This window comes from Labrys miyagiensis (assembly GCF_030160835.1).
Taxonomy (GTDB): Bacteria; Pseudomonadota; Alphaproteobacteria; order Rhizobiales; family Labraceae; genus Labrys; species Labrys miyagiensis.
Genome location: NZ_BSPC01000014.1, coordinates 12,431 through 24,780 on the forward strand (window position 1 = coordinate 12,431; position 12,350 = coordinate 24,780).

13 protein-coding genes are annotated in these 12,350 nt (G+C 60.0%); 8 read left to right on the plus strand and 5 right to left on the minus strand.

Annotated elements, in window-relative coordinates; genetic code table 11:
• Window positions 1-5 precede the first annotated feature (5 nt).
• Window positions 6-743 carry a cytochrome b/b6 domain-containing protein gene (locus QQL24_RS07705; protein WP_284311373.1) on the plus strand — a complete coding sequence of 246 codons (738 nt, stop codon included), beginning with the start codon at window positions 6-8 and terminating at the stop codon, window positions 741-743.
• 26 nt (window positions 744-769) lie between these two features.
• On the opposite strand, the gene QQL24_RS07710 is transcribed toward QQL24_RS07705, so the two are convergent.
• The 4 genes from QQL24_RS07710 to QQL24_RS07725 all read right to left on the minus strand — a co-directional run bounded on the left by QQL24_RS07710 (window position 770) and on the right by QQL24_RS07725 (window position 5,811).
• Entirely contained in the window at window positions 770-1,981 is a 1,212-nt protein-coding gene (locus QQL24_RS07710) for a sensor histidine kinase (RefSeq protein ID WP_284311375.1), read from the minus strand.
• A gap of 124 nt (window positions 1,982-2,105) precedes the next feature.
• Complete coding sequence (locus tag QQL24_RS07715) at window positions 2,106-2,789, minus strand: response regulator (RefSeq protein ID WP_284311377.1); 684 nt, start codon at window positions 2,787-2,789, stop codon at window positions 2,106-2,108.
• Window positions 2,790-3,690: 901 nt separating this feature from the next.
• Window positions 3,691-5,007 (minus strand): NRAMP family divalent metal transporter, encoded by a 1,317-nt coding sequence (locus QQL24_RS07720; RefSeq protein ID WP_284311379.1) that lies wholly within the window; start codon window positions 5,005-5,007, stop codon window positions 3,691-3,693.
• Window positions 5,008-5,073: 66 nt separating this feature from the next.
• Complete coding sequence (locus tag QQL24_RS07725; RefSeq protein WP_284311380.1) at window positions 5,074-5,811, minus strand: CBS domain-containing protein; 738 nt, start codon at window positions 5,809-5,811, stop codon at window positions 5,074-5,076.
• A gap of 92 nt (window positions 5,812-5,903) precedes the next feature.
• On the opposite strand from QQL24_RS07725, the gene QQL24_RS07730 reads away from it, so the two are divergent.
• The 6 genes from QQL24_RS07730 (at window position 5,904) to QQL24_RS07755 (ending at window position 10,778) form a co-directional block, all read left to right on the plus strand.
• Entirely contained in the window at window positions 5,904-6,182 is a 279-nt protein-coding gene (locus tag QQL24_RS07730) for a hypothetical protein (protein ID WP_284311381.1), read from the plus strand.
• Window positions 6,183-6,190: 8 nt separating this feature from the next.
• Window positions 6,191-7,756 (plus strand): cytochrome ubiquinol oxidase subunit I, encoded by a 1,566-nt coding sequence (locus QQL24_RS07735; protein WP_284311521.1) that lies wholly within the window; start codon window positions 6,191-6,193, stop codon window positions 7,754-7,756.
• Between the two features lie 19 nt (window positions 7,757-7,775).
• Window positions 7,776-8,915 (plus strand): cytochrome d ubiquinol oxidase subunit II, encoded by a 1,140-nt coding sequence (gene cydB / locus QQL24_RS07740; protein ID WP_284311382.1) that lies wholly within the window; start codon window positions 7,776-7,778, stop codon window positions 8,913-8,915.
• A gap of 15 nt (window positions 8,916-8,930) precedes the next feature.
• Window positions 8,931-9,056, plus strand: coding sequence for a cytochrome bd-I oxidase subunit CydX (cydX, locus tag QQL24_RS07745; protein ID WP_284311383.1), 126 nt, complete (start codon window positions 8,931-8,933; stop codon window positions 9,054-9,056).
• A complete protein-coding gene (locus QQL24_RS07750) occupies window positions 9,037-9,330 on the plus strand; it encodes a cyd operon YbgE family protein (RefSeq protein WP_284311384.1) in 294 nt (97 codons plus the stop codon). The genes cydX and QQL24_RS07750 overlap by 20 nt, the downstream gene beginning before the upstream one ends.
• A 266-nt stretch (window positions 9,331-9,596) precedes the next feature.
• Window positions 9,597-10,778 carry an acetate/propionate family kinase gene (locus QQL24_RS07755; protein ID WP_284311385.1) on the plus strand — a complete coding sequence of 394 codons (1,182 nt, stop codon included), beginning with the start codon at window positions 9,597-9,599 and terminating at the stop codon, window positions 10,776-10,778.
• A gap of 280 nt (window positions 10,779-11,058) precedes the next feature.
• On the opposite strand, the gene QQL24_RS07760 is transcribed toward QQL24_RS07755, so the two are convergent.
• Window positions 11,059-11,454 (minus strand): response regulator, encoded by a 396-nt coding sequence (locus QQL24_RS07760; protein ID WP_284311386.1) that lies wholly within the window; start codon window positions 11,452-11,454, stop codon window positions 11,059-11,061.
• 206 nt (window positions 11,455-11,660) lie between these two features.
• Between QQL24_RS07760 and QQL24_RS07765 the strand changes: the two genes are divergently transcribed.
• The gene (locus tag QQL24_RS07765) at window positions 11,661-12,311 is read left to right on the plus strand and encodes a BON domain-containing protein (protein ID WP_284311388.1); all 651 of its coding nucleotides are present in this window, start codon (window positions 11,661-11,663) and stop codon (window positions 12,309-12,311) included.
• Window positions 12,312-12,350: the final 39 nt, after the last annotated feature.

The following is a 12,350-nucleotide window of genomic DNA, read 5'->3' on the forward strand; positions in this document are numbered from 1 at the left end:
CGCCAATGGCCGACCGTACGAGGACGCTTGGCTCCAATGGTCTGGAAAACAGCCATCCTATTCCGATCAAGGTCTGGGACCTGCCGACCCGCCTGTTTAAATGGCTGCTCGTTAGCTTCGTGATCACGGCCTGGGTCTCAAGCGGGTTCAGCGATCCTAACATGGCCGTTCACAAGGCCGCCGGCTATGGAGTTCTCGTTTTGGCAGTCTACCGCCTTCTATGGGGGATCTTCGGCGGCACAACAGCCCGATTCTCCAATTTCGTCCACTCTCCAAGGGAGATCGTGGTTTATCTGCGCTCCTTGCATCATCGCAAAGTGAAAACCTATCTTGGACACAACCCGGCCGGAGGTGCCATGGTGCTCGCTCTCATCCTGGCGTGCGCCATTCAGCCTTTGCTCGGCTTGTTCGCAAGTGACGGCGTCACCGCATCCGGGCCCCTGGCCGACATGGTCGGCGACCAGTTTTCAGGCTGGGCAACCGCCATTCACAGCCTCTGGTTCTATGTCATCCTGGCTCTCGCCGTCGTGCATGTAGCCGTCAACCTCTATTACCAGTTCATCAGAGGGGAGAACCTGATCGGCGCCATGATCACCGGCACGAAGTTGGTGGAAAGATCAGCCGCTCAGACTGACATCCAGCAAGGCTCGCTGTTGGTCGCTGGCCTCTGCCTGATCGCAGCAGGCGCAATCGTCTATTTTGGGGTAACACTGGTCGGTGGTGCCTTCTTCGCCGAAGCCTAATCGTCTTCCGCATCTGGCTCCTCCCCTTAGTGCCGAACCATACGCCCATCCGCTATCTTGGCTTTGAAGACAAGTCGCATCGCCGTAAGCTTGCCGTGCTCGACATCGATGTCGAGCCGCCCGCGATGAAAGGCCATGATGCGACGCACGATTTCGAGGCCGATTCCCGTCGCGTCTGGCCGCTCATGATCGCGGGAACCTTCCTGGAGGAGCCCGGCATTGTCGACGACCGCAAGACAAGGTCCGGGACCTGCTATGACGTCGATCATTGTGCCGCGCGGCGTATGCTTGACGGCGTTCTCCACCAGATTGCGGATCGCATCGTCGACGAACGGCAGATAGGCCTCGACCTGGTCGGCGCCATGATCAACAAAAGCGATCGTCGCCCCGCGCGCATAGACGAATGGCGCGATATCGGCGACGGCTTTGCGCGCGATAGCGACGAGATCGATCGCCTGCAGCACGGCCCGGTCGGCACCATCTAGGCGGCCCAGTGCCGTGATCTGCTCGACGAAGTGGGCGAGGCCGTCAACATCCGCCTCCATCTTCTGCGCACGAGGGTGATCGATATTGCCGAGTTCAAGCCTAAGCATGGCCAGCGGCGTGCGGATCTCATGGGCGACTGCTGCGGTGAAGACGCGCTGCGCCGTCATCAGGCCGTGGATACGCGATAACGTCCGGTTGATGGCCTGACCGAACTCCGCGATCTCGCGCGGCATGCCGCTGGTGTCGACCCGGTGCATAGGATCGAGTGGATCGATGCTTTCGGCCTGTCTGGCTGCCCTCCGGACAGGTTGCAGGGCAAGGGCAATCGATACGAGCGTCCCGCCAAGAATGAACAGGAGTAAGATCGACATTGGCACGGCGAGATGATCGGCAAACTCGCGGCCCAACACATCCCACATCACCTGCTGCTGATCGTCGAGGATCGCAACTTCCACGATGATCTTGCGGTCACCCGTCCCGAAGGCTCTTCCGCCAGCGACAGTGATTGGTTTGCTCGTGGAGAGCATGCGGTACCAAAAATCCGGAGGATGAATCTCAGCCGCCAAGAGATGCTCGTCACACTCGGCTCGGCAATTGGTGTAAAGCACCTCGCCTGTCGAGGTCCTGATGCGTGCCAGATAGAAGGGGTCGGGGAGACGATAGCGCTTGAGCCCTTCTGGCAAGGCATAATGAACGCTAGCGTCAATATGATGAATGCCTCTCGCCAACCTTTCGGTCTCGTGCTCGACCATGAGATTGGCGAGTTGGGGGGTGTCGAAAAAATAATCAGCGAAAATGACAACGGCCTGTACCGCGATAGCCAGGGCCGCGAAGAGCCCGATCCTCAGTGCAACGATGTGAACGAGTGTTCTGGCTTTAGGCATCGGCCGTGACTTCCCGCAGGAGATAACCGATGCCGCGGACCGTCTCCAGCGCTACACCAGTCTCAAAAGCCTGAAGGCGTCGGCGGAGCCGGGAGATAGCCAACTCTACTGCATTGGTCGAGATCTCGTCGCCGACCTCTGACAGTTTCGTCTCCAGCATCTCCTTGGGCACTACCTGTCCCGCATGGCGGACGAGAACTTCAAGGACAGAGCGCTCGCGCGGTGAGAGAGGCATGACCTCGCCTGCGATGCGGGCAGCGCCTGACGAGGGTTCGAACGTGAGGTCGCCGACCTCAATGACATCGAGTTGATGCGAGGCGGTTCGTCGGAGTAAGGCCCTGCAGCGGGCCAGAAGCTCTAGATGGTTGAACGGCTTGATGAGAAGGTCATCCGCGCCTTTGTCGAGTGCGTTCACACGGTCGTCGATGCCGCTTCTGGCCGTAATCACCAGCACAGGCGCAGTGAGGCCGTCTTGCCGCAGCTGCATTAACAAGGTGAGGCCGTCATAGTCAGGCAGGCCAAGATCCAGCAAAATCAGATCATAAGAGATCGCTGCTGCCGAGGATCTTGCCTCTGATGCACTTCCGACCGAATCCACCCGCCATCCCACGCCATGCACTCGTTCTGTCAAAAGGTCGCGCAGGCGAGAACTATCCTCGATCAGCAGGAGTCTCATTGGCGGGGCTCCGTGAGCAATTATCAACGCAGCATCATAGCCGTTGAAGCCACAAGATGACCTTCTCGTTTTGGCGCCATCTGAGGGGCCACTGCACGATCGCGGCGCAAAGTTCTCGAGCGGAACTTTTCGCCCCTGCGGATTCTCGTAATTCCTTGATTTTTCCGTGTCGGAGCTGCCCGCGCCATCGATATCTCAGAAACGAAAATGCCAATCGCTCAATCTGGTTCATCGGCTCGCCCGTAACAATCCAGCATCAATCCTGGGGTATTTACCGATTTAGGCTCGAGCGCCGCGGCGCGGCCCCTAAAACATTGGATGGCGGTTAGGCCTGTGCGCAGGACAGTTCTCGATTTTACCCGGACACTCTGTGGTCGAGACAACCGCCTGTCCGCTATGATGCTATTAGCCATGCTGCTGTTATCTGGCATCGGCAACCTTTCCGAAGGCGGCAGATCAAGCCTTTCCGCTGCGTGCTATCTGGGCGCCTGTGTAGCGGCGATGGGACTTCTATATAGCCGTTTGCGGGTACGTCTAAGTGAGTGGGGCGACGAAGGCAAAGGCGAGAGTTGAGCGCTTGGCACCGCAAGCCAGCCCCCCGGGCGCCATCGTGATCGGGGGCTTCATCGGCCTCAGTGTATGCGGCGGCGCGGTGTACGCGGACCGTTCAGTCTATTCCGGAAACTTTGGTGTTGTCGTTCCGGGCAAAGGTTATCGGTCGGCTCTGTGAATGACCAAGTACCTCCGGCTAGCTCCCCCAACGCCGCCACCAGGCCCTTGATTGTAAGCCGAAACCATGAGTTGAAGCCGGCATCGGCAGCAAATGGCCGCCGCGATGGCTATTGCAGATCACCATTGCCGATTGGTGCTGGCGTCGGTCGCGCAAACGGCGGAAATCCGTTCAGCCTGGCAGAAACATCACGGCGGCCGCCACGCCCATAACGATTGTCGCAACCCAGCCCAACCCGATGAGTGGCCAACCGGCCGTATAGGCGCCCATCACCGTTTTCTTCGAGGCCAGCAGGATGATCACCACCATCAGGGGCACCGCCACAACGCCATTGATGACAGCGCTCCAGAATAGCGCCTTCATTGGGCTGATCGGTGAGTACTGGATGATAAGACCTAACAGCACGCTGACAGCGATCACGCCATAAAATCCGCGGGCGTCGACGGCTTTCAACTCAAGGCCTGATTTCCATCCTAGTGCTTCGGAAAGCGCATAGGCTCCGGAACCAGCCAACACGGGGACACCAATCAGCCCGACACCCAAAATTCCCATAGCAAAGAGGATGTAGGCAAAATTACCAGCCAGTGGCTTGAGCGCGCTAGCGGCTTGTGCGGCCGTCCCGATATCGGTCATTCCCGCGACATTGAGGGTCACGGCCGTCGCCAGGATGATAAAGAATGACGTAACGTCCGAATAGAGCATGCCGCTCCAGGTATCCCAGCGAATCCGGCGAAGCTCGCTCGGAGCCGCCGATGCATCGTTCACAAGAGGCGCCTCGTTCCGTCGTACATGCATCTCCTCCACCTCTTCCGAGGCTTGCCAGAAGAAGAGGTAGGGGCTGATGGTGGTGCCAAAGATCCCAACAATCATAGCCGCCGCATTCGAATTCAGGGAAAAGCTCGGCCAGACCGTCCGCCGCGCCACCTCGGCCCAAGGGACATGCACCGTGAACAGCACTGCTGCATAGGCCAGCAAGGAGAGCGTCAGCCACTTCAGGAAATACACATAGCGGTGATATGGGATGAAAATCTGAAGCAATAGGGTCGCAAATACGAAGAAGGTCGTCATCAAGTGACGGTTGACGCCACTGACGAGCTCTGCAACCTCACCCATGGCCGCGACATCGGCGGCGATATTGAGAACATTGGCGATTACCAGCAGCAGCACAACGCTCTGCAGAACAATCGGCGGAAAGGCCATCTTGATGTTGGCGGCAAGTCCCTTTCCGGTGACCCGGCCGATGCGTCCGCACATGGATTGCATGGCGGCCATCAGGGGGAAGGCCACCGGCATGGTCCAAAGCATGTTGAGGCCAAATTGCGCCCCGGCCTGCGAGTATGTGGCTATGCCGCTAGGATCATCATCAGCCACGCCGGTGATGAGGCCGGGACCAACACGGGCCAATGGGTGCTCTTTCAGACGCACCCATAGTGCCTGAAGTCTGTTCAAGGATTGGGACGTCGCGATGCGGTCTTCGGCGAGCGGCATGGTCCTACATCCCAGCTTATTCTTCACACATCGCGCATGGTTATTAGGAGAATCCCGGACTTCGACTCATTGGGCAACCGGACCTTCGCCGTTGCGTTCCGGGGGAGGGGCGACGAAACCGGTGATTGGTTCGACCCAACTCAGATTGTCGTGCACGGCCGTTACGCCGTCTGCATTTTCCGCAATGATCCTGACGGCGTTGCGCTGTTTTTCATCGGTGAGGACGCCGTTCAGCTCAACGACACCGTCTTTCACCTCAACGCTGATGGTTTCGACAGGAGCCCATGGCTCGGCTTTGAGTTCCGCTTCAATCGCCGCCTTGATGGCCTGGTCGCGGACTGGCTGATCCTCATAGGACGGGCGAACGAAGCCGGCGAGCGCGCGCACAAAATCCGCGCGAGAAACAATGCCGATGACTTTGTCGTCGCGAACGACTGGAAGCCGCTTGATGTCGTGCTTCTCCATCCGTCGGGCGGCGTCCTCCAGCCGCTCGTCTTCACGGGCAGTGACGACATGGGTGGTCATGATCTCGTCGACGCGCCGCCCGTGGCTATGGGCATAGGCCTCAGCGGCGTGACCAGGGCGGAACAAGCTTTCGAGCCAACTGGCCTGCGGTTTCTCCGTGCCGATTTCGGGGCGTCGCAATAGGTCGCCCTCGGTGATGATTCCGACCAGGGAGCCAGCCTCGCTGACAACCGGCAGACCGCTCACATTCGAGCGCATCATGACGTCGATCGTTTGAGACAGCGTCGCTTCTGGCAGCACGCTGATCACCTTGCGTGTCATCACATCCTTAACGCGCATCGAAGCCTCCATCGCTTTGTGCCGATCGGCCGCCGAATATTGCCCCGGTAGGCCATCTGACTGCCAGAGAGCACAATTGCGGGCGCGGAATATTGACCTGGCTCAAGCGCCGCAGTTCGGACCGGGCCGATTTCGACATGATCCAGATCAAGGCGGCTCTTCCCAGCCCATCGCATAAGCGCGTCATGCCGAAGCATTCGCTCACTCGGGACGTCACCATCGTGATCGCTGTCAAACTGGCGATAGTGATTGCGGCTACCGTTTTCGTATTCGGACCCTCGCAGCGCCCAAAGCTGGATGCAGGCGCCATTGCAACAAGGTTGATCGGCACAGATGCCGGCAGCCCTCATTCAAGGAATCTGGAGCCGTGACTTTCGCCATGGATGTCGTGCAGCTCTCGCGGCTGCAATTCGGCCTGACGGCCATGTATCATTTCCTGTTCGTCCCCTTGACGCTCGGTCTTGCCGTGCTGCTTGGCATCATGGAGAGTGTCTACGTCATGACCGGCCGTGAGATCTGGCGGCAGATGACGAAGTTCTGGGGCGTGCTGTTCGGCATCAACTTCGCCATGGGAGTCGCCACTGGCATCACAATGGAATTCCAGTTCGGCATGAACTGGGCCTATTACAGCCACTATGTCGGCGACGTCTTCGGGGCGCCGCTGGCGATCGAAGGGTTGATGGCCTTCTTCCTGGAAGCTACTTTCATCGGGTTGTTCTTCTTCGGCTGGGATCGGTTGTCCAAAGTCGCCCATCTGGCCGTGACCTGGCTCGTGGCGCTCGGCTCCAACCTGTCGGCTCTGTGGATCCTCATCGCCAATGGCTGGATGCAGCATCCCGTCGGCGCCCGCTTCAACCCCGACACCATGCGCATGGAGGTCACCGATTTCTCGCAGGTGATCTTCAATCCGGTGGCGCAGGCAAAGTTCGTCCACACGGTCAGCGCCGGCTATGTTACCGGCGCCGTGTTCGTGCTGGCGATCAGCGCGCTCTATCTGCTGCTTGGCCGTCATACGGAGCTTGCCAAGCGCTCGATAACCGTAGCGGCGAGCTTCGGCCTGGCGGCGGCGCTGTCCGTCGTCGTACTGGGGGATGAGAGCGGCTACACCGCCGGCGAGAACCAGAAGATGAAGATCGCCGCCATCGAATCCATGTGGAACACCGAGCCGGCGCCCGCTTCCTTCACGCTGTTCGGCCTGCCCAACCAGGAGACGCACCGAACCGATTACGAGGTCAAGGTACCCTGGATGCTCGGTCTCATCGCTACCCGCTCGATCAGCACTGAGGTTCCCGGCATCAACGATCTCGTTGCCCACGCTCAGACGCGCATCCGGTCGGGCCTGATCGCCTACGGGGCTCTCGAAAAGCTCCACGCCGACCGGAGTAATGCGGACGCCAGGACCATGCTGGAAGCCCACGCGGATGATCTGGGCTATGCGCTGCTGTTGAAGAAGGGGCGGCCGGATATCCTCAACGCCACCGACGCCGACGTCCAAACGGCCGCCTGGAGCACGGTGCCGCAAGTCTCACCGCTGTTCTGGAGCTTCCGGCTGATGGTCGGGCTGGGCTTCTTCTTCATCCTGCTTTTCGCTGTCGGCTTCTACCTGGCATCGACGCGGCGGCTCGTCTCGGCAAGGGCGTTCTTGTGGGTGGCCCTGCTATCGCTGCCGCTGCCCTGGATCGCTGCCGAGCTCGGCTGGTTCGTTGCCGAGGTCGGTCGCCAACCTTGGGTGATCGAGGGCGTGCTGCCAACTTTCCTGGCGGTATCGAGCCTGTCAGCCGGCAATGTCCTCACGACGCTCGTCGGCTTCATCGTGTTCTATTCGACCCTGCTCGTCGTCGACGTCTACCTGATGGTCAAGGCGATCCGTCTCGGTCCGTCGGTTGCCGAACCACGCCAGCCACAGCCACCGGTGACGGCACCGCTTTCGGCCCCCGCAGAATAGTCCTTGAAAGGATCGCACCATGTTGGACTATGAAACCCTGCGCCTGATCTGGTGGGCGCTCCTCGGCATCCTCCTGATCGGCTTTGCGATCATGGACGGGTTCGATCTCGGCGCCGCCATCTTGCTCCCCTTCGTTGGCAAGACGGACGAGGAGCGGCGTGTCGTCATCAACACCGTCGGCCCGGTCTGGGAGGGCAACCAGGTTTGGTTCATCCTCGGGGGAGGGGCGATCTTCGCGGCTTGGCCACCGCTCTACGCCGTAGCCTTTTCAGGCTTCTATCTCGCGATGTTCCTGATCCTGTGCGCGCTGATCCTGCGTCCGGTCGCCTTCAAGTTCCGCTCCAAACTCGCCAACCCGACCTGGCGCAGCATCTGGGACTGGGTGCTGTTTGTGGCCGGTCTTGTGCCTTCGCTGGTCTTCGGAGTCGCCTTTGGTAACGTCATCTTGGGCGTGCCCTTCAGCTTCGATGAGACCCTGCGCGTGACCTATGCCGGATCGCTGCTCGGGCTCCTCAATCCGTTCGCCCTTTTGTGCGGGTTGGTAAGTGTCGCCATGCTCGTCATGCATGGCGGCACCTATCTGGCCCTCAAGGCCGGCCAGCCCGTGGCAGGCCGGGCGATATCCTTAGCGCGCTATGCGGCGCTCGCCATGGTCGTGCTGTTCTTGGCGGCGGGCGTCTGGGTCGCCAAAGGCATCGATGGCTACCAGCTGGTTGGCGTGATCCCGCATGACGGCCCGTCGAACCCATTGCTGAAGACGGTTACGCGCGTGTCCGGAGGCTGGCTGGCAAATTACAGCGCCATGCCCTGGACGATGGCTGCGCCGCTGCTAGCCGTGGCCGGCGCCTTTGGGGCCGTGCTGCTGCTTGGGGCTCGCCAACACATCCTCGCCTTCATGGCGAGCGCACTCAGCGTCGCCGGGACAATCGCCACGGCCGGGCTCGGCGTCTTCCCTTTCTTGCTGCCGTCGGCGCTCGATCCGAACGCAAGCCTCACGGTGTGGGACGCTTCATCGAGCCGCCTGACGCTGGGCATCATGCTCTTCGCGACCGCTATCTTCCTGCCCATCATCCTCGTCTATACCGCCTGGGTCTATCGGGTCCTGCGCGGGCGGGTCACACTCGACGAGATCGCAGACACTTCCGCACACCACTATTGAAACAGGAGCAAGACGATGTGGTATTTCGCCTGGGTTCTCGGGGTCGGATTCGCCGGCGCCTTCTCGATCCTCAACGCCATGTGGCTCGAACTTCACGAGACCGAGCTGAGCGAGGTCCGCGGTGAAGACCGCGCACGGTAAGGCTACCCCGCTCTGGCGGGGCTGGGCCAGGGGTTTGTCCCTGGCTTCTGCTGGCAGCGTCAGCCTTCTGCTGCTTGTCTACCCTTATGTCCTGAGCGGCATTCCCGGCTGGCGCGTTCACACAGGCTTGCCGGTCATGATGTTCGGCGCGGCCGGGCTGTTCATGTTCGGCCTCGGCTTCAGCCCAAGGAGCCGGTTGGTGCGGGGTCTGTTCCACCCGGGGCTTGCCGGGTTGCTGTTTGCGGTCGGTGTGCTGGTTATGGTGGGAGGATAAGAGCCACTGGCTCGTATTCAGGCGCCGCTCCAGCAACCGGCGACTAGGAGCGTCGTGTTACAACGGTTCGAAATCGGGCGGACGTCATTGCAATACGCTGTCGCCAGCGAAGGTGATCCCGAAGTTACCGGGCTCGCCTCGATGACCTCGATTGCCATCCATTCATCGCTCACGTGCCGATGTCGAATACAGGGAGCGACCAATTAAGCGTGCACACAATCTTTAATCAAGAAAGCTTTAATCAAGAAAGCTGAATCGGTGGCTCTATGCGCGATCATCTCCTGCTCACATTCAATCCCGGCTCCTCCTCGATCAAGATCGGCTTGTTCCAGGTTGTGGGCGGCAGCGCGCGCCGCATCGGCAAGGGCATCATAGATTTCCAGAAGCAACCACTGATCTTTTGTCTCACCGAAGGAGTCGACAGAACGGAAATACCGCTTCAGGCCTCCACCGCCGGCGACCTCCACGATGTGCTGGAGGAAACGCTCGGCTGGCTCGCCCGTCATTTTTCGCTGGACGGCCTTGCTGCGGCCGGACACCGGGTGGTGCATGGAGGCGAGCGTTTCACGGCGCCGGTTCATATCGATGACGACAGTTTCAAGGCCATCAGCGATCTAATCCCGCTTGCACCGCTACACCAGCCGCAGAGTGTGCGTCTCATCCAGGCTCTGCGCCATTTGCGCCCGGGGTTGATGCAGACCGCATCCTTCGACACGGCCTTTCATGTGACACAGGAGGATCTTGTGAGGCGATTTGCCTTGCCACGCGCCCTGCACGACCGCGGCATTAAGCGCTACGGCTTCCACGGCCTGTCTTACAAATTCATCGCGGGCGAACTGGAGCGCAACTTTTCCGGTATTGCCAAGGGACGCGTGATCGTCGCTCATCTGGGAAGCGGTGCCAGCCTGTGTGCCCTGCAGGATGGCATCAGTCGCGATACAAGCATGAGTTTCTCGACCCTTGACGGCATCCCCATGGCCACGCGGTGTGGGACGCTCGACCCGGGGGTTCTGCTGCATCTATTGGGCCAGGAGAAGCAGAATGTCGCCGCGGTCCAAGACATGCTCTACCACCAATCCGGTCTGCTGGGGGTCTCGGGAATCAGTGGTGACAGCCGCGTGCTTCTTGAAAGCGACCGCGCCGAAGCCAGCGAAGCACTCGGTCTCTTTGCCCTTCGCGTTGGCGGAGAGATTGCCCGCCTGGCTGCGACGCTCGGCGGCCTCGATGCATTGGTCTTCACCGCCGGCATTGGCGAACATCAGCCTGAAATCCGGGCGGCGATCTGCGGTCGACTCGCTTGGCTGGGTGTCAAAGTCGACGGCTCCGCCAACGGTGGGAACGCAGCGACGATCTCTTCGCCCCAGAGCAAGATTGCAGCCCTTATCATTGCCACCGACGAGGAACAGGTGATCGCCGACGAGGCCGTTTCGGTGCTCTTGCAGGCCTAGCCAGGGCCCGCTGCTGATCATTTTGTAAGCGCAATCACCGGACGAGGTCGCGGCGGTCACGGCATGGATCTTGTAGGCGAGGATCAATCAGTCACAAATCATTAGAACTCCGCGACTTTTTTCTCCCGTGGGACGATACCAGCATGGAACCAATGAAACTGCCACCTGCGCGCAAATTGGCGCCAGGCTGTTGTGTGCTCCGGCCCTCCGCGCAGAGCGGACAGCGAACCTATCCTTCCTGCCACTCGTCTGAGACCGCTTCTCCTCGGCCCTTGAAGGCTTACGGCCGTTTGAGAGCCCCTTCAACGATGGCCGAGCGCACATGAGCTATCAGGCTTTCCTCCACATGTGGTTTCAAGACGACGTGGCGAACGCCGTCGAGCAAGGCCTTCGCTGGGATGGTCTCGTCCGGATACCCCGTGATCAAAACGATCGGCGCGCATTGCCCGGCCAGCCGCAGGCAGCGAACGAGCTCTAGGCCGTTCATTCCCTCCAACTTGTAGTCGATAACAAAGCAGTCCGGCGATTTGTCCAGGGGGCACGCAAGGCAATCGGCGCCGCTGCTGAAGCTTCGGACTTCGAACCCCTCTGCCTCCAGAAGGAAACGCAGCGAACCAAGGACGTCTCGATCGTCATCGACGATATCAACGAGTGCCTGAGTAGATGAGAACGCCATGTCAGAGCCTGAGCAGGGTGTTGCAAATGGGAACCTTGCAAAGAGGAGACTACCGCGATTTTTGATTGGCCTTGTTGATGTGCCTCAAACGAAGGGGGCGTCACCGCGGCCGGATATCGGAGCCTCGTTTGATCCGTATCAAGGCGTTTCACCCGTAAATTCCTAAGGTCTGGCGCAAGTTCCGATAACACCTTGGAGGATTATCAATGTCTCAGGATAGCAGGCTGCAGAAGGCCGTACTTGACGAACTGGCCTGGGAGCCGAGCATTTCGGCCGGACATGTCGGTGTCTCAACCGAGGACGGTATCGTCACTCTCATGGGCCATGTGGGAACCTTTGCGGAAAAATCCGCGGCCGAAGCCGCCGCCCGGCGGGTGAAGGGTGTGAAGGGCGTGGTGGAAGAGATCAAGGTCAGGTTGGTGGGCGACGTCAGGATTACTGACGACGAAATCGCAAGGGCCGCCGCCGATCGTGTCGCCGCCGACGTCTACGTGCCTTATGGCAGCGTCAAGGTGACGGTCGAGGAGCGCTGGATCACATTGGATGGAGAAGTCACCTGGGACTATCAGAGGAAGTCTGCGGAACAGTGTGTCAGTCGCTTGCCTGGCATTGTTGGCATCACCAATCTGATCACGCTCAAGCCGATGGTGGATATTTCGAATATCAGCGACGACATCACCCACGCCTTGCATCGGTCCTGGTTCTTCGATCCCCAGACGATCAACGTAACCGCGGAAGGCGGAAATGTACGTCTGACCGGTACCGTCCAATCGCCAGAGGAGCGGGCAACCGCTGCCGCCACGGCCTGGTCGGCGCCTGGCGTGACGGATGTACGAAACGAACTCACAATTGCATGAACCAAGCCAGTCCCGCGAACATGGGCAATCGCGGAGCCG